This is a genomic window from Acinetobacter sp. 161(2023) (assembly GCF_037027805.1).
Lineage (GTDB): Bacteria > Pseudomonadota > Gammaproteobacteria > Pseudomonadales > Moraxellaceae > Acinetobacter.
In genome coordinates, this window is the sequence record NZ_JAZEYD010000014.1 from 76427 (window position 1) to 93688 (window position 17262).

A 17262-nucleotide genomic window follows, 5' to 3' on the forward strand; every position below is an offset into this window, starting at 1 on the left:
GAAAAAAACACTTGCAGGTAAAGCACGAAATACGTGCCAAGTGAATTTAATGCTTAATTAAACAGCAAGTTGTTCAATATTTTATATACTTTATTAAAGAAGCTGAATTGAATGGTTAATTGTACGTAAAGCTCTTGCAAGTTCCTGAGGGGGAATGCGTGATTCTTGTAAACTGGTAATCCATTGCACCTGACATAATTTAAGCTCTTGTATTGTTTTAGTTTCCTCTATTTTTTGAACAAGTGGTTTAGTCATTAGTCCGCAATAGCTGCTAAGTGTTTTCATCATTAAATGTTTTATTTCTTCCAAAGAAAGAGTCTGTAACGGCGTTACTGGTTGAAAATATGTAGTACTGGACTGATCTAAAGTTTTTTGCTCGGAAAGCTGGATTTCTCCAACAAGATGAGGGGAGTGTGGTATAGCGCTAATATTAGATTCTTTTTGATTTTCTTCTACGCTATTTATTGCTGATGTTTTTAAAATAATTTCTTCATTGGTAGATGTTTCGGTAGAAGCACTGGGGGCAATGAGTTTTAAGTCTATAAGTTGTTGAATCAGTTCTGGAGATGCAATACGTTTTTTAAACTCATCATTTAAGTTTTGAAAATCTTCATGGTCTATTAAGAGTAACAAACGTCTTTGTTTTGCATTTAAAACAATATTGCGTTGTTGAAGCGCAACTCTTCCCAAATTGGTTCTATAAAAACCAGCCATTACTTTTCCCCAATCTAAAAAATAAATCAGACTGTTCAATTTTCTGAGTTGAACAGTACTGTTTTTAATAAAATATAAATGGGGTTAACAATAAAACTTAAAAATGACAGTATGATGAATAGTTTATAAATATCATTTAGTTAAATTATTAAAATGCACTTTCCAATGCTTTTCGAAGGTAAACATCAAGCTCATCTTGGCGTAATAGCCATTGAATATAGTCTTTTGGAAGTTCAGCAATTGCTGTGCCTTTATGCTTACCAAAGTTAACGGTAGTAGGTATACGTGCTTCTTCAGAAACTCGGTAGAGCTCTTCAATATCTTGAATATTTAAATGATAGACAATATGCATCAAAATATTAGCAGTCAAAATAATATCTGCATCGGCACGGTGTGCACCTTTGAGCAATTCTCGAGCTTTACTGCTACCTTGAGAAATCATATAGATGAGGGCGGAGATATTATGTGCTTCTGCATCTGGCCAAACTTTACGTGCTAAAGCTAAAGTACAAATTGGTTTAATATTTGATACATCTACCTCACAACGAGCAATTGCGGCAATATCGTAATCAATATTGTGACCAATAATATAAGTTGTACTCTCTGGTAATTTAAACGTTTTATAGTGTGGCTGGTTTTCTAAATCTGACTCTAATATATGGTGAACTGCCATAGCCGCATAAGAAATAGGAGCACCCACTTGATAGAGTTGATCAAACAATTTGCTTTTATCTAAGGTGAGTTTACCTTGATTAAGTTCAATCGGGGCATATGCAATTTCAATAGGCAAACCATTTAGTGTATGAGTTTCTGTATCTAAAATAATGGTTTGCATATTTGGCCCTTTAAACAATTACGAGTAACTATGAATGTTAACAGTTGGCTATCTACTTTAAAACATAGAATAAGGCTAGATGGGGCTAGAGAAGTCAATTTAGGTTGAAAAGTAGAAAATCTAGTTGCTAATTTTGATTAAATATATCTTGCGAAAAATTTAGTTTAGGCGTAATTGTTTGTAAGACATTTAAAATGTTACTAAAAACTAAAGCACAACAAAAATTGAATTTAAGGGATATATAAATGAAAATGAAACTGTTCATGACCAGTATGCTTAGCACAAGTTTATTGTTGACGGCATGTGGTGGAGGAAGTAGTGATGACAGCCCAGCAAGTACCGATCCATCGGGTACTCCAGCCAATAATATTCAAAACCCAGTTGTTAAGGTAGATGCTTACACGAGTACTAACTTAGGAGCTGCTGCTGAAAGTAGTATTTTGACTTATAAAATGTTAGGTCAAAGTGGGCAAGAGGTACAGGCAACCAGTCTAGTGTTTACACCAACTACACCACCACCAGCAGGTGGTTGGCCAATTGTAGTTTGGGCGCATGGAACGACAGGGGTTGCAGATGCATGTGCACCAAGTAAATCTGCTTTAGAAGACAGTACAAAAGATTTAATTAGTAAGCTACTTACAGCTGGTTATGTTGTTGTCGCACCTGACTATGAAGGTTTAGGCACGCCAGGCATACATCCATTTTTAAATGTTAAAAGTGAGGCCTTTTCAATTACGGATGCTGTAGTTGCAACGCGTAACTATTTATCTCAACGTAATTTATTAACTTCGAACAAATGGGTAACCGTAGGCCACTCTCAGGGTGGGCATGCTGCCTTAGGCGCTGCTCAATATGCAAGCCGTGCACAGCTAAACTATAAAGGTACAGTAGCGGTAGCGCCAGCGTCTAATCTAGGCTTTATTTTAATTGCAGGTGAACAAGCCGTTGCGAATGCAACGTTGGATCAAAAAATTCCGATGTATGCACAGCTTGACACATACACTGCTTTAGTTACAGCTGGCATTCGAAATACACAGCCAAGCTTTGATTATTCACAGGTATTTACTTCACAAACAGCAAGTACTGCACAGCAGGCAGAAACGATTTGTGCGGGGCCATTGGGTCAAGCCTTTGGTGCAGGTATGACTAAGTATGCTACAGAGCATAATGGAACACTTGATGGCTATACGCGTACACAACCTAACTTTATGACTGTTCCATTGGTAAAAACATTCTTAGATAAAGATTCTCAACCTCTACAAGCAAAAGTTTCTACACCAATTATCATTTATCAGGGGGTAGCAGATACAACGGTTCCTAAAGTGGCCACTGATATTTTGATATCTAATGCCACTGTCGTAGGTACAAAAATTAATAGTTATGTGACGGGTAACTGGGACCATAATACGGCAATGAGTAGTAATGTAGACAACATTGTAGGAAATGTTCAGACTTTGCTAACAGCACAATAGAGTTATTGATATTTAAAGTATTTTTTAAATTATTGTAAGCTAAAGTTAATGATAGGAAAGTTCAAATGTAAGCTTTAAACCAGCTTTTTAATTGATTTATAAACAATGGCTCAAGTTTTATAAAAATTGAGCCATTTTTATTTAAAACTGAGCTAACTTCATTCTGTTTAATTATAAAGTTCATGCTACAATATGTCGCAATCTTAGCACGGCTTAAAAGCCCTAATTTTATAGGACCCCCGCTAATGTTTGCCAATATTTCCATTTCTGAATTTGATCCAGAATTAGCTCAAGCAATTGCTTCTGAAGGTGAGCGTCAAGAAGCACATATCGAGTTAATTGCTTCTGAAAACTATTGCTCTCCTGCTGTGATGGAAGCGCAAGGATCAAAACTTACGAATAAATATGCAGAAGGTTATCCAGGTAAACGCTATTATGGCGGTTGCGAATATGTGGATATCATCGAGCAAATGGCGATTGATCGTGCTAAAGAACTTTTTGGTGCAGATTACGCAAACGTTCAACCACACGCTGGCTCACAAGCTAACTCTGCTGTTTATCTAGCGCTTCTTAATCCAGGCGATACTGTTTTAGGTATGAGCTTGGCTCACGGTGGTCATTTGACTCATGGTGCTAAAGTAAGCTTCTCTGGTAAAACTTATAATGCAGTTCAATACGGTCTAAATGCTGAAACTGGCGAGATCGATTATGAAGAAGTTGAACGTTTAGCATTAGAGCACAAGCCACGTATGATCGTTGCTGGTTTCTCTGCTTACAGCCGTGTTGTAGATTGGCAGCGTTTCCGTGACATCGCGGACAAAGTTGGCGCTTACCTTTTTGTTGATATGGCTCACGTTGCAGGTCTTGTTGCTGCTGGTGTATATCCAAACCCAGTTCAAATTGCTGACGTAACTACAACTACGACTCATAAAACACTTCGTGGTCCACGTTCTGGTTTAATCCTTGCGAAAGCGAATGAAGAAATCGAGAAAAAACTTCAATCAGCTGTATTCCCTGGTAACCAAGGTGGTCCATTGATGCATGCGATTGCTGCTAAAGCAATCTGCTTCAAAGAAGCAATGTCTGATGACTTCAAAGTTTACCAACAACAAGTTGTGAAAAATGCTCAAGCTATGGCTGAAGTATTAATCGCTCGTGGTTATGACGTTGTTTCTGGCGGTACTGACAACCACTTGTTCTTGTTATCTTTAATCAAGCAAGACGTAACTGGTAAAGAAGCAGATGCTTGGTTAGGCGCTGCTCACATTACTGTTAACAAAAACTCAGTTCCAAATGACCCACGTTCTCCATTTGTTACTTCTGGTATCCGTATCGGTACTCCAGCAGTAACAACTCGTGGTTTCGGTGAAGCTGAAGTTCGTGAACTTGCTGGTTGGATCGCTGATGTGATCGACAGCAAAGGTGACGAAAAAGTTATTGCTGACGTAAAAGCGAAAGTTGAAACTGTTTGTGCAAAATTCCCTGTATACGCACAATAAGTTGTAGATATAAAAAAAAGCGCCGTATGGCGCTTTTTTTTATATCAAGTTAATTATGTGAGAATTAACTTTTAGATTTTACCGATGATTCGGCACCATGCCATCCACCACCTAATGCGCGGATTAAATCTACACTGGCCATCATTCTACTGCCGTTAAGCTGTGCGGAAAGTTGCTCTTGTTGCAAAATAGTCCGGTCAGAGTCAATTACATCAAGATAACTGATAGCACCTTCTCGATAACGTAAATGAGAAAGCTGATTTGCATGACGAGAAGAAGAGAGCGCTTGGTTTTGAGCCTGAATTTGCTGATCGAGAATACGTTGATCAGACAAACCATTTTCAACTTCGCGGAATGCATTCAGCACGGTTTGGCGATAATTCGCCACACTTTCTTCATAGGCAGCTCGCGCTTGAGCGACTCCAGCTTTACGTTGCCCGCCATCAAACAAGGGTAAAGATAAAATGGTACCTGCGACTGGACCAAGCAAGAATGTACGGCTCGACCATTTCCCTAAATCACCTAAAGTTGATGACTCATAACCGAGGGCACCTGTCAGATCAAGTTTTGGGAAGAAAGCAGCACGTGCAATTCCAATACGTGCATTATCTGCTGCCATAGCACGTTCGGCAGCAGCAATGTCAGGTCGTCTTTCCAGTAAAGCTGAAGGTAAACCTGCTGGCAGACGTAGGCTGTTTTCGGTTAATGGTTGAATTGCCAAGCTAAACTCAGCAGGTGTTTTGCCTAATAATACTGCAAGGGCATGCTCTGCATTGGCTCGATTCCGAGCAATATTCAATGCATTGGTTTGGGCTGTAGCAAGTTCAGTTTGTGCACGGAAAACATCTAGCTCGCTGACTAAACCATTTCTAAAACGTATTTGAACTAAGTCACGTGTCTCGCCAAGCAGTTTAATAGTGCGATTATAAATTGCTTGTTCAGCATCTAACTGACGAATGAGAAAGTAACCTTGGGCAACATCTGCTTGCAAAGCTAAAAGAGCCGACTGATATAAGGCTTCTTGTTGCTGTACATCAGCTGTTGCTGCATTGACACTACTGGCGATTCGACCAAATAAATCGAGCTCATATGAAACATTTGCTTGAGCACGCCATAAGGTTTGTACAGATGTATGGGCATTTTCATCTAAACCCAATGACGCGGGAGAGGGTTTTTGACGAGTTGGGCCAAAGCCAGCACCAATACTTGGCAAACGTTCAGCTTGGGCTGCGGAACGTAACGCACGTGAAGCCTGAACATTAGCCGCTGCCGCTTTAAGACTCTGGTTTCCAGAAATGGCTTGTTGTTCGAGCTCATTCAATTGAGCATCATTAAAAACACGCCACCATTCACCTCGAACTTGCTGATCGGCAGGTTGGGCAATTTTCCAGTTATTATCCTCAAGTTTAGGGTCAGACTCTTTAAATTTGACTGGAACTATAACTTTTGCAGGTTGATATTCAGGAGCCAAAGAGCAGCCTGCAAGGAGCAGGCTTCCCATGAGTGAGGACAATAATAAGCTTTGTTTTGCTGTAGCCATTAAATATCCTCCTTAATGATCATGTGGGGTAGATAAAGGTGCTTCATGAACTGCTGCCGAATGCAATTTATGTTTACTGTTCAGTGTACGAATCAGGACATAAAAGGCAGGGGTCAGGAACAAACCAAACAGCGTTACACCGATCATCCCGAAGAACACCGCAATACCCATGGCATGACGCATTTCAGAACCTGCACCAGTTGAAGTAACGAGTGGGACTACACCCATAATGAATGCAATAGAAGTCATTAAAATTGGACGTAAACGTAGACGACTTGCTTCAACGGCTGCATTAAATGCAGTTGCACCTTGCATTTCGAGTTCCCTTGCAAATTCGACAATTAAGATGGCATTTTTACAGGCTAGCCCGACCAGCACCATCAGACCAATTTGGGTAAAGATGTTGTTATCTCCACCTGTCAGCCAAACACCCGTCAGAGCGGCCAAAATTCCCATTGGTACAATTAAAATTACAGCTAAAGGCAAAGTTAGACTTTCATATTGAGCGGCTAAAACTAAGAACACGAGTAATACACTAATTGGGAATACCCAGAGTCCTGCATTACCAGCCAAGATTTTTTGGTAAGTTAAATCTGTCCATTCAAACTTGATACCACGTGGTAGAGTTTGTGCAGCAATACGTTCAACCGCAGCTTCTGCTTGGCTAGATGAATAGCCCGGTGCAGGGCCGCCGTTAATGTCTGCTGACGTGTAGCCGTTATAACGCACTACCATTTCAGGACCATAAGTTTGAGTTACATTCACCAATGAAGATAACGGCACCATTTGTCCGGCACTGTTACGGGTTTTAAGCTGCAAAATATCTTCAGGGTTAGCACGGAAAGGTGCATCGGCTTGTGCTCGAACCTGATAAACACGTCCAAAGCGGTTAAAGTCGTTAACGTACTGAGAACCTAAATAAATCTGCATGGTGTTGAAAACATCTGTCACAGCAACACCTTGCTGTTTGGCTTTTACACGGTCCAGATCTACGTTCAGTTGAGGTACGTTAATTTGATAACTTGAGAACATTGGACCAAGTTCGGGGGCCGATTGTGCTGCTTTCATAAAGTTTTGTGCAGCATCGTTCAAGGCTGAATAGCCTAAGGCACCTCGGTCTTCGAGTTGGAGTTTAAAGCCGCCCATCGTACCTAAGCCCATCACGGGTGGTGGTGGGAAAACTGCAATATAGGCATCTTGAATGGCTGAATATTTCTGGTTGAGCGCACCTGCAATTGCATTTGCAGATAAGTCTTTAGCCTTACGTTCATCGAATGGCTTTAAGGTCACAAAGACAATACCGGCGCTTGAGCTGTTGGTAAAACCGTTAATTGATAGGCCAGGGAAGGCAACTGCACTTTCTACACCAGGTTGTTTAAGTGCAGTGTCACTCATTTTACGAATAACCGCTTCGGTACGATCTAAAGACGCGCCGTTTGGTAATTGAGCAAAGCTAATTAAATATTGTTTGTCTTGAGCGGGCACGAAGCCACCTGGAACAATATAAGAAATACCAACGGTTAAGCCTAGGAGTGCAGCATATACACCCATTGCCGATGCTTTATGAGATATAACACGACTTACGCCTTTACCATAGTTGTCTGATGCACGGGTAAATACGCGGTTAAACAGCGCAAAGAAACGTCCACATACACGGTTCATAAGGCGTGTTAAGGCATCAGGTTTAGCGTCATGTCCTTTCAGTAACATGGCTGCTAAAGCAGGAGATAGAGTAAGGGAGTTAAATGCCGAAATGACTGTTGAAATGGCAATGGTCATGGCAAATTGTTTATAAAATTGCCCTGTTAAGCCTGTCATAAAGGCAAGTGGAACGAACACGGCAACCAGCGTTAAAGCAATGGCAATAATCGGTCCGCTCACTTCTCTCATCGCGCGATAAGTTGCATCTCTTGGGCTTAAGCCTGCTTCAATATTCCTCTCGACGTTTTCGACGACGACAATCGCGTCATCGACCACAATGCCGATGGCAAGTACCATCCCGAACAGTGATAGCGCATTGATTGAGTAACCAAAAGCAAGCATGAGTGCGAATGTACCAATAATTGAAACTGGTACTGCAAGCAATGGAATGATTGAGGCACGCCATGTTTGTAAGAATAAAATAACAACCACAACAACCAGCGCAATCGCTTCAAGTAAGGTATGAACGACCGCTTTAATACTGGCACGTACGAATTGAGTCGGGTCGTAAACAATGTCGTATTTAATTGAAGATGGAAAATCTTTTGAAAGTTCTTTCATCGTGCTACGCACTTGATCAGAAACTTGTAAAGCATTAGCACCCGGTGCTTGGAAAATTGGAATCGCTACAGCTTGTTTATTATCGAGTAATGAACGTAAGCCATATTGTGAAGCTGCAAGTTCAACACGAGCAACATCACCTAAGCGAGTGACAGCGCCATCTGGTGCTGTTTTTAAAATGATATCTGCGAATTCTTGCTCAGTCGTTAAACGGCCTTGAGCATTCACTGAAAGTTGCACAGGAGAATTAGTTGGTGATGCACCAATGGTACCTGCGGCAACCTGAATGTTTTGTTCACGGATTGCACTCACAATTTCAGTTGCTGTGAGATTACGTTGCGCAACTTTTTGTGGGTCGAGCCACACACGCATCGCGTAGTCACCAGAACCAAATAAACCGACTTCACCTACACCTTGTAGGCGCGCCAAACGATCTTTTACGTTAAGCACTGCGTAGTTACGTAAGTAGGTCATGTCATAGCGATTATCTGGTGAAGTCAGATGCACAACCATGGTTAAAGTTGGTGAGCTTTTTAAAGTGGTGACACCTAAACGTTGTACGTCTTCAGGCAAACGAGGCAATGCTTGCGACACACGGTTTTGAACCAATTGCTGAGCTTTGTCTGGATCAATACCGAGCTTAAAGTTTACTGTAATGGTTAAGTTACCGTCACTGTTTGCCTGAGACTGCATATACAACATGTCTTCAACGCCGTTGATGGATTCTTCAAGCGGAGAAGCAACAGTTTCAGCAATTACTTTCGGGTTTGCACCTGGATATTGAGCACGTACCACCACAGATGGTGGAACAACTTCCGGATATTCTGAAATCGGTAATTTAAATACCGAAAGTAAACCGGCAAGTAGAATCAATACTGATAACACACCAGCAAAGATCGGCCGATCAATAAAGAATTTAGAAATATTCATATCGGATTAACCTTTTGCCGGAGTTGATGTTTTTTCTGTTGGCTGAGGTTGAGGAGTAGTGCTGCTCGCAGTGATTTGTGCATTTGGCATAGGTACAAGATGCGGGGTAACAGGGTCACCCGGACGAATCCGCTGTAAACCATTCACTACAATACGATCACCCGCTTGTAATCCGCTATTTACGATTTGCAAGCCATCTTGTTGTGTGCCAAGTTTTACTTCACGGTAAGCGGTCTGATTTTTAGCGTCGACTACCACAACAAAACGTTTATCTTGATCGACTCCGACCGCGGTTGGACTAATCAAAATTGCTGAACGAGGTTGACCACCACCCAGACGGATTCGAGCATATAAACCCGGTAATAAAACTCCGTTTGGATTGTCGAAAGTTGCGCGGACACGAATCGTACCTGAGGTCGTATCTAGGTTATTGTCGATTGAGTTGATGACTCCTTCACGAGAGAACCCAGTTTCATTGGCAAGTCCCATATAGACAGGAACTTGTGCTGAATTACGCTGGTTGCTGATGTATTTGAGGTAAGTTTGTTCATCAACATCGAAAGATGCATAAAGGCGAGATACAGACACTAAACTTGTTAAAACCTGTGCTCCATTACCCGCAGAAACCACGTTGCCCACAGTCACTTCGGCACGAGAAATTCGACCACTGACTGGTGCGGTAATGCGCGTGTACTCAAGATTTAAACGTGCAGATTGAACGGCTGCTCTAGCGGCTTGCAGGTTGGCACTGGCTGAGCGTGCATCATTTTCAGCTAGATCTAACTCTTGACGAGATACAGCATTACTTTGAATTAAGCGTTGAATACGAGAAAGATTAGAACCTGTATAAGTCACTTGTGCTTCAGCTGAAGCAAGTTGAGCTTGGGCACGATTGAGCTCTGCTTCGAAAGGACGCGGATCAATGGTAAAAAGTAATTCACCTTTTCTAACCAGACTACCATCTTTGAAGTGTACGGAAATGAGTTTACCTGAAACCTGTGGCCTAATATCGACTTGATCAATGGCTTCTAAGCGACCGGAATATTCTTGCCAATCGGTAATGGTTTTGCTGATGACATTGGAAATATCAACAGTAGCAGCTTGTTGGGCTGTTGTCGGTGCAGCTTTTGCATCGGCATTTTCATGTAAAAACATAAAACTGCCACCCGTTGCCAAAATGGCGACAAAGATGGCAGACAGCGCGAACTGTTTGCGTGAAAATGACATGAGGTGCTCCTAATCATCTGGATACCTGTTTTCAGACTTTTAATTATGGTCCGTATGGGAGAAACAGGGTTTATGGGATGAACGGAGCATAAAAGTTTGTCAATTACGAATAAATATATTAAATTCGATAACACTATTCGTATTTTTATAACAATTGATGTGTTTGAATGAAAAAATGCATTAATTGATAGGAGTGTGCGTGTGGATCTATTTCATGCCATGAAAGTATTTAACAAAGTTGTTGAAACAAATAGTTTCAGTTTAGCGGCTGACAGTTTAGGCCTACCGCGCGCTTCAGTGACTACAACCATTCAGGGTTTAGAGAAACATTTACAGGTTCGTTTATTGAATCGGACCACTCGGAAACTCAGTTTGACACCAGATGGTGCGGTTTATTATGAACGTACTGCACGAATTTTAGCCGATGTCGAAGATGTTGAATCAAATTTTCATGACTCGGAACGTGGACCACGAGGTCGACTACGCATTGATGTTAAAGCTTCAATTGGACGACTCATTCTGATTCCAATGCTTTGTGATTTTCATGCCAAGTATCCCGATATTGATTTGGTGATTGGAATGAGTGATCGTCCGGTCGATTTAGTTCAAGATGCGGTGGATTGTGTCATTCGTATTGGTCAGTTAAAAGATTCAAGTTTAGTGGCACGTCGTATCGGCACAATTCAATGTGTGACGGTTGCTGCACCGCGTTACTTGGCGGAACATGGCGAACCGGAAACTATTGATGACTTAAAAGAACATCAAGTCGTGCATTATTTTAATAGTCGTACCGGACGCAATATTGACTGGGATTTTATGGTTGATGGTGAGATTCATAGCGTTGGTGTGAAAGGGCGCGTTTCTGTCAATGATGGTGATTCATATGTTGATTTGGCTGTACAGGGTTTTGGCTTAATTCAATGCCCATATTACATGGTGGGGAAACATCTGGAAGATGGCACACTCAAGGAAGTGCTGACTGAATGGTTACCTGCACCTATGCCAATATCAGTCGTTTATCTACAAAACCGTCATTTATCGCCTAAAGTCCGTGTATTTGTAGATTGGGTAGCCGAATTATTTGCAGGTTGTCCATTGCTGAGTGGTTGCTCAATGTCATTAGATCAAAAATGTGAATTTGCCAGTGCCAAAGAACATAACCATGAATACACCATTCGGACATTGGTTCAAAATGAAAATATGGCAGAGGCTTACACACTCAAAAACTAACTTAAAATTTGAGTGATTTTTCAACATTTAATGAGGTAATACGATCTGCTGTTTAGACATCTTCATAAATCCTTAATTTACTGGTATAGAAATTGCAATTATTTCGGCAGAAGAGTAATTTAGAAATTACTCAAGTTTTTATCACCTTATTTGGATTTTAAGGAGAAGCTTCAAGATGGCAAGCTTTATGAAAAAAATGTTCGTTTCAACAACCTTAGTTTTGGCTGCTGTTGCAACGAATGTTCAAGCAAAGGATTGGAAGGTGATTCGTTTTGGTACTGAGTCCTCTTATGCACCATTTGAATATAAAACACCAGATGGCAAGTTAACTGGTTTTGACGTTGATTTGGGTAATGCTATTTGTGCAAAACTCAAAGCTAAATGTGTTTGGGTTGAAAACTCTTTTGACGGGATGATTCCAGCACTTAAAGCGAAAAAATTTGACGGTATTCTTTCATCAATGACGGTGACTGATGAACGTGCGAAACAAATTTTGTTTAGTAGCAAAATCTACAACACGCCAACGCGTATGGTTGCAAAAAAAGGCTCACCGTTATTACCAACAGCTGCATCATTGAAAGGTAAGCGTGTAGGGGTACAACAGGGCACAATTCAAGAAACTTATGCTAAAACCTATTGGGCAACAAAAGGTGTAACCGTTGTACCTTATCCAGTCCAAGATTTGATTTATCAAGACATGATGTCAGGTCGTTTAGATGCAACTTTACAAGATGCAATCATGGTTGATGGCGCTTTCTTAAAACAACCAAAAGGCAAAAACTTTACTTTTGTCGGCAGCAATGTGGTTGATGCAAAAACACTGGGTGTAGGCGCAGCGATTGGTTTACGCAAAGAAGATGCAGATTTGAAAGCGAATATTGACAAAGCTCTCGCAGCAATCATTGCGGATGGCACATACAAGAAACTCGAGAAAAAATATTTCTCCTTTAACATTTACTAATGATGTGAAAAATGTCGGCTTAGTGCCGACATTTTAAAATCTATTCTCATCTCATCAATATTAGATATTGTTTTTAAGGAGAAGATGAGTCATGTTTTTATCTGGCTATGGGCCACTCCTTCTCAGCGGAACATGGATGACTATACAGCTTGCGCTGTTGTCACTTTTGCTTTCTGTCATTATTGGCTTAATTGGTGCGAGTTCAAAACTCTCTAATATTAAAGCTTTACGCTATATTGCGACCGCATATACCACGCTCATTCGTAGTGTGCCTGATTTGGTAATTATGCTGCTGTTATTTTATAGCTTGCAGTTAGGTTTAAACCAAATTACTGAAGCACTGCAAATGGATCAAATTGATATCAACCCATTCGTGGCTGGTGTGATTACTTTAGCGTTCATTTATGGTGCATATTTTACCGAGACCTTTCGTGGTGCATTTCAATCGGTTCCAACGGGTCAAATTGAAGCAGCAAAGGCCTATGGGATGACTCCGTGGCAGGTTTTTCGACGTGTATTGTTCCCTCAAATGATGCGTTTTGCATTGCCTGGGATTGGTAATAATTGGCAAGTTTTGATTAAGGCAACCGCACTGGTTTCAATTATTGGCCTGACTGATATTGTAAAAATTACGCAAGATGCGGGTAGAAGTACCATGCAATTGTTCTTTTTCAGCATCGTGGCTGCTGCGATTTATTTGGCAATTACCACCGTGTCAAACCTGATTTTAATGTGGCTTGAACGTCGTTATTCTGCTGGTGTGAGGAAGGGACAATTATGATTGAAATCCTTCAACAATATTGGCAGGCATACCTTTGGACCGATGGCCTACAAATGACCGGTGTCGCGATGACTGCTTGGTTATTGGTGCTTTCTATTGGTATTGGCTTTGTGCTTGCTGTGCCTTTATCACTTGCACGAGTATCAGAAAATCTTTGGTTGCGTGGTCCAGTTTGGTTGTATACCTACGTTTTTCGTGGCACACCACTGTACATTCAATTGCTGATTATTTATTCAGGTATTTACAGCTTTGATTACGTCCATGAACATCAGACGCTCGATGCATTTTTTCGAGAGGGCATAAATTGCACCATTTTGGCATTTGCGCTCAATACTGGTGCATATACGACTGAAATCTTCGCTGGAGCGATTCGTTCTATTCCACATGGCGAGATTGAAGCTGCTCAAGCTTTTGGAATGTCAAAATGGAAACTCTACACACGTATTATCATTCCTTCGATGTTACGCCGTGCTTTGCCATTTTACGGTAACGAAGTCATTTTGATGTTGCATGCGACAACCATTGCATTTACAGCAACTGTTCCAGATATTTTAAAAATTGCGCGTGATGTAAATGCGGCAACTTATGACACTTTCAATGCTTTTGGGATTGCCGCGGTGTTATATGCGATGTTGGCATTTATTTTGATTTGGATATTTCGTAAGTTGGAAAAACGTTGGTTGGCATTTTTAAAGCCATCGAATCATTAGGAGACATAAATGGAACACGTTGCAAAACTAGTGATTCGTGATTTACACAAAACATTTGGCGATCATGAAGTACTGAAAGGGATATCACTTGATGCAAATGCTGGCGATGTGATTAGTATTATTGGTTCATCCGGTTCAGGTAAAAGTACCTTGCTGCGTTGTATCAACTTTTTAGAGCAACCGAGCAATGGCACCATTAAACTCAATGGTGAAAAATTACGCACAGTCTTTGATAAAAAAGGCAATTTAAAAGTGGTTGATCCAAAGCAACTACAAAAAATGCGTACTCAACTGATGATGGTGTTCCAGCACTTTAATTTATGGTCACATATGACAGTGCTTGAAAATGTCATTGAAGGGCCAATTCATGTGCTTGGGGTAAAACGTGCTGAAGCAGAAGAGTGTGCACGGAAATATCTACGTAAAGTTGGATTGCCTGAAAGCGTTGAGAATAAATATCCCGCATTTTTATCTGGTGGTCAGCAGCAACGTGTAGCAATTGCTCGTGCTTTGGCGATGGAGCCGGAAGTGATGCTATTTGATGAACCAACCAGTGCACTTGATCCGGAGTTGGTGGGTGAAGTGCTCAAGGTTATGCAGAGTTTGGCTGAAGAAGGCCGTACCATGATTGTGGTGACACATGAAATGGGCTTTGCACGTCATGTGTCTAATCAAGTGATTTTCTTGCATCAAGGGAAAATTGAGGAACAGGGCCATCCTGATGAAGTACTCAACAATCCGAAAAGTGAGCGTTTAAAGCAATTTTTAACGGGCAGTTTAAAATAAGCTGTTTATACCGAGTAAAGTGAAATTTTTTAAAAAAAAGATTCGCATCTTACTCGGTTGCTTTTCTAATTATATTTTATAGATGAGTATTTTTAGAAAACACATTAATAATGATAATACCTGCGATCATTAAAGTAAGACCAATACAGGCCGCCAAGTCTAAATGCTGTTTGTAAAATATCCAGCCAATTGCAGAAATTAAAATAATACCCGCACCCGACCAAATGGCGTATGCAATTCCGATCGGAATCGTTTTTAGTGTCAAGGACAATAAATAAAAAGCAATTGCATAGCCCACAACTGTAACGATGGATGGAATAGGAACAGTAAAACCTTGAGATGCTTTTAAAGCTGAAGTTGCAATGACTTCACAAGCAATCGCAATTGCTAAATAAAGATAAGACATGGGGAGCTACGCCAGAATGAGTTTTAATCAATCTACATGAAATGTTGAAATGGTTTGGCAGTTTTAACGATTGTTTAATTTTTTGGTACAAAATGACCAGTAAATCAAACTGAACTGATAAATTGATTTTATCACTAGCAAAGTGGCCTAAGCTATTTATTCATTTATTCATTTATTCATTTATTTAATTATTGATCTGCATAGTCATAAAAAAGAGGATCAGTAACTTTAGCCTGATCCTCGATAGTCTTTTAAGAAATAGATTCGCCGAGTATATTTAGACCTTTAAATTTCTCTAGCAGTTGCTCTTTATTCTCAATATGCGCAGGGTCTGGTTTTATGCAATCGATAGGGCAAACCGCCTTACATGTTGGGGCATCGTAAAAGCCTACACACTCGGTACAACGAAATGGATCAATTTCATAAACTTTGCTTCCTTCAAAAATAGCGATGTTGGGGCATTCAGCTAAGCACATATCACAATTGATACATTCACTGGTAATCAAAAGTGCCATGTTTAACTCGCTGAATAAGCCAATGTAGATGCGGTAATACTTTCTTTCGCATGCGGCAAATTGCGTACGAGTAGGGCATAACTGATGTCAACATCTTGTGAGAGTGGAATTTCAACGAAATGTCCCGAACCTTTAGCATCTGTAATTGGGTTACCTTTTAAATCACGCATTTCGGTTAAGGTAAAAGTGATATTGCCTTGAGGTGTCATGAGTTCTAGTGAGTCGCCAACCACAAAACGGTTTTTAACTTCAATGTGAATATAATCGCCGTGGCGTTCTAATACTTCGCCGCAAAATTGTTGATAGTCAAAATGTGATGAACCATCGGCATAGTTTTGATATTCGCTATGCACATGACGTCTTAAAAAACCTTCGGTGTAACCACGGTTCGCCAACCCTTCGAGCTGAGCCATTAAGCTTGAGTCAAACGGTTTACCTGCTAATGCATCATCAATGGCTTTTCGATAAATTTGGGCAGTACGGGCGCAATAAAAATATGATTTAGTACGGCCTTCAATTTTTAATGAGGCGATTCCCATTTTTGTTAAACGATCTACATGTTGTACAGCACGTAAATCTTTCGAGTTCATAAAATAGGTACCGTGCTCATCTTCTTCGGCAGCAAACATTTCTTCATCATTACGTTGTATCAATAATGTTTGAGCTGAGGTTGTTTCTGATTGTCCTGATGAGCAGCAAGCTTTTTCCGACTCATTGAGTTGTGTGACTGGAATCACATCGCCGTTTGCATCTTCTTGTGCTTCATGCAGTTTATAGTCCCATCGGCACGCATTGGTACATGCACCTTGGTTGGCATCACGTTTGTTCATATAACCAGAAAGTAGGCAGCGGCCTGAGTAGGCCATGCATAGTGCGCCATGTACAAAAACTTCGAGTTCAATATCTGGTACGTGTTGCTGGATTTCTTCGATTTCTTCTAATGACAACTCACGAGATAAAATCACACGGCTTAAACCGTAATCTTTCCAAAATTTAACAGTTGCCCAGTTTATGGCGTTGGCTTGAACAGACAAATGAATTTGTACTTCTGGGAAATGCTCTCTCACCATCATGATTAAGCCTGGGTCAGACATAATAAGAGCATCTGGTTGCATCGCTACAATAGGTTCAAGATCACGAATAAAGTTCTTTAATTTGCTGTTATGTGGCTGAATATTCACCACAACATAAAACTTTTTACCCAAAGCATGCGCTTCATCAATCCCAATTTTTAAATTGTCATGATCAAAAGCATTATTACGCACACGTAAACTGTAACGTGGTTGGCCTGCATATACGGCATCTGCACCATAGGCAAATGCATAGCGCATGTTTTTTAGTGAACCTGCGGGAGAGAGAAGTTCGGTTTTCATAAAATAAAAGGCATAAAAAAT

Annotated in this window: 15 protein-coding genes and 1 pseudogene; 7 read left to right on the forward strand and 9 right to left on the reverse strand. The window is 40.6% G+C overall.

Going from position 1 to position 17262, the window contains the following annotated elements; genetic code table 11:
• Positions 1-93 precede the first annotated feature (93 nt).
• Together WA249_RS14360 and WA249_RS14365 are read right to left on the reverse strand one after the other, a co-directional pair.
• Positions 94-714, reverse strand: coding sequence for a hypothetical protein (locus WA249_RS14360; protein ID WP_336169674.1), 621 nt, complete (start codon positions 712-714; stop codon positions 94-96).
• 148 nt (positions 715-862) lie between these two features.
• Entirely contained in the window at positions 863-1549 is a 687-nt protein-coding gene (locus WA249_RS14365; protein WP_336169677.1) for a 3'-5' exonuclease, read from the reverse strand.
• A 245-nt stretch (positions 1550-1794) separates the two neighbouring features.
• Between WA249_RS14365 and WA249_RS14370 the strand changes: the two genes are divergently transcribed.
• Entirely contained in the window at positions 1795-3021 is a 1227-nt protein-coding gene (locus tag WA249_RS14370; RefSeq protein WP_336169679.1) for an alpha/beta hydrolase, read from the forward strand.
• A 29-nt stretch (positions 3022-3050) separates the two neighbouring features.
• On the opposite strand, the pseudogene WA249_RS14375 reads toward WA249_RS14370, so the two are convergent.
• A pseudogene (locus WA249_RS14375) lies at positions 3051-3205 on the reverse strand (hypothetical protein).
• Positions 3206-3266: 61 nt separating this feature from the next.
• On the opposite strand from WA249_RS14375, the gene glyA reads away from it, so the two are divergent.
• The gene (glyA, locus tag WA249_RS14380) at positions 3267-4520 is read left to right on the forward strand and encodes a serine hydroxymethyltransferase (RefSeq protein WP_336169681.1); all 1254 of its coding nucleotides are present in this window, start codon (positions 3267-3269) and stop codon (positions 4518-4520) included.
• A gap of 64 nt (positions 4521-4584) precedes the next feature.
• Here glyA and WA249_RS14385 read toward each other — a convergent pair whose 3' ends face one another.
• The 3 genes from WA249_RS14385 to adeF are packed head-to-tail and all read right to left on the reverse strand — an operon-like array spanning position 4585 to position 10479.
• Positions 4585-6060 (reverse strand): efflux transporter outer membrane subunit, encoded by a 1476-nt coding sequence (locus WA249_RS14385; RefSeq protein WP_336169683.1) that lies wholly within the window; start codon positions 6058-6060, stop codon positions 4585-4587.
• A gap of 12 nt (positions 6061-6072) precedes the next feature.
• Entirely contained in the window at positions 6073-9252 is a 3180-nt protein-coding gene (gene adeG / locus WA249_RS14390; RefSeq protein ID WP_336169685.1) for a multidrug efflux RND transporter permease subunit AdeG, read from the reverse strand.
• A gap of 6 nt (positions 9253-9258) precedes the next feature.
• Positions 9259-10479, reverse strand: a complete 1221-nt coding sequence (adeF, locus tag WA249_RS14395; protein WP_013197220.1) for a multidrug efflux RND transporter periplasmic adaptor subunit AdeF — start codon at positions 10477-10479, stop codon at positions 9259-9261.
• Between the two features lie 201 nt (positions 10480-10680).
• On the opposite strand from adeF, the gene WA249_RS14400 reads away from it, so the two are divergent.
• From WA249_RS14400 to WA249_RS14420, 5 genes are all read left to right on the forward strand, one after another.
• Positions 10681-11709, forward strand: a complete 1029-nt coding sequence (locus WA249_RS14400; protein ID WP_336169688.1) for a LysR family transcriptional regulator — start codon at positions 10681-10683, stop codon at positions 11707-11709.
• Positions 11710-11884: 175 nt separating this feature from the next.
• Positions 11885-12670 (forward strand): ABC transporter substrate-binding protein, encoded by a 786-nt coding sequence (locus WA249_RS14405; RefSeq protein WP_005307073.1) that lies wholly within the window; start codon positions 11885-11887, stop codon positions 12668-12670.
• A 91-nt stretch (positions 12671-12761) separates the two neighbouring features.
• Positions 12762-13451: an ABC transporter permease gene (locus WA249_RS14410; protein WP_087399935.1), complete on the forward strand. Its 690-nt coding sequence runs from the start codon at positions 12762-12764 to the stop codon at positions 13449-13451.
• Complete coding sequence (locus tag WA249_RS14415) at positions 13448-14161, forward strand: ABC transporter permease (RefSeq protein WP_174764843.1); 714 nt, start codon at positions 13448-13450, stop codon at positions 14159-14161. Before WA249_RS14410 ends, WA249_RS14415 begins: the two co-directional genes overlap by 4 nt.
• 9 nt (positions 14162-14170) lie before the next feature.
• Positions 14171-14947: an ABC transporter ATP-binding protein gene (locus WA249_RS14420; RefSeq protein WP_013197223.1), complete on the forward strand. Its 777-nt coding sequence runs from the start codon at positions 14171-14173 to the stop codon at positions 14945-14947.
• 76 nt (positions 14948-15023) lie between these two features.
• Here WA249_RS14420 and abeS read toward each other — a convergent pair whose 3' ends face one another.
• The 3 genes from abeS to trhP all read right to left on the reverse strand — a co-directional run bounded on the left by abeS (position 15024) and on the right by trhP (position 17241).
• Positions 15024-15353: a multidrug efflux SMR transporter AbeS gene (abeS, locus tag WA249_RS14425; protein ID WP_004700493.1), complete on the reverse strand. Its 330-nt coding sequence runs from the start codon at positions 15351-15353 to the stop codon at positions 15024-15026.
• Positions 15354-15604: 251 nt separating this feature from the next.
• On the reverse strand, positions 15605-15868 hold the full coding sequence (locus WA249_RS14430) for a YfhL family 4Fe-4S dicluster ferredoxin (RefSeq protein ID WP_336169698.1): 264 nt from the start codon (positions 15866-15868) through the stop codon (positions 15605-15607).
• Positions 15869-15870: 2 nt separating this feature from the next.
• Positions 15871-17241 carry a prephenate-dependent tRNA uridine(34) hydroxylase TrhP gene (trhP, locus tag WA249_RS14435; protein ID WP_336169700.1) on the reverse strand — a complete coding sequence of 457 codons (1371 nt, stop codon included), beginning with the start codon at positions 17239-17241 and terminating at the stop codon, positions 15871-15873.
• Positions 17242-17262 lie beyond the last annotated feature (21 nt).

What these genes read in the sequence shown, in the direction of transcription:
- glyA (WP_336169681.1), top strand. Translation starts at nt 3,267, where the DNA reads ATGTTTGCCAATATTTCCATTTCTGAATTTGATCCAGAATTAGCTCAA.
- WA249_RS14420 (WP_013197223.1), top strand. Translation starts at nt 14,171, where the DNA reads ATGGAACACGTTGCAAAACTAGTGATTCGTGATTTACACAAAACATTT.
- abeS (WP_004700493.1), bottom strand. Translation starts at nt 15,353, where the DNA reads ATGTCTTATCTTTATTTAGCAATTGCGATTGCTTGTGAAGTCATTGCA.
- WA249_RS14360 (WP_336169674.1), bottom strand. Translation starts at nt 714, where the DNA reads ATGGCTGGTTTTTATAGAACCAATTTGGGAAGAGTTGCGCTTCAACAA.
- WA249_RS14385 (WP_336169683.1), bottom strand. Translation starts at nt 6,060, where the DNA reads ATGGCTACAGCAAAACAAAGCTTATTATTGTCCTCACTCATGGGAAGC.
- WA249_RS14370 (WP_336169679.1), top strand. Translation starts at nt 1,795, where the DNA reads ATGAAAATGAAACTGTTCATGACCAGTATGCTTAGCACAAGTTTATTG.
- WA249_RS14430 (WP_336169698.1), bottom strand. Translation starts at nt 15,868, where the DNA reads ATGGCACTTTTGATTACCAGTGAATGTATCAATTGTGATATGTGCTTA.
- WA249_RS14415 (WP_174764843.1), top strand. Translation starts at nt 13,448, where the DNA reads ATGATTGAAATCCTTCAACAATATTGGCAGGCATACCTTTGGACCGAT.
- WA249_RS14405 (WP_005307073.1), top strand. Translation starts at nt 11,885, where the DNA reads ATGGCAAGCTTTATGAAAAAAATGTTCGTTTCAACAACCTTAGTTTTG.
- trhP (WP_336169700.1), bottom strand. Translation starts at nt 17,241, where the DNA reads ATGAAAACCGAACTTCTCTCTCCCGCAGGTTCACTAAAAAACATGCGC.
- WA249_RS14365 (WP_336169677.1), bottom strand. Translation starts at nt 1,549, where the DNA reads ATGCAAACCATTATTTTAGATACAGAAACTCATACACTAAATGGTTTG.
- adeG (WP_336169685.1), bottom strand. Translation starts at nt 9,252, where the DNA reads ATGAATATTTCTAAATTCTTTATTGATCGGCCGATCTTTGCTGGTGTG.
- adeF (WP_013197220.1), bottom strand. Translation starts at nt 10,479, where the DNA reads ATGTCATTTTCACGCAAACAGTTCGCGCTGTCTGCCATCTTTGTCGCC.
- WA249_RS14410 (WP_087399935.1), top strand. Translation starts at nt 12,762, where the DNA reads ATGTTTTTATCTGGCTATGGGCCACTCCTTCTCAGCGGAACATGGATG.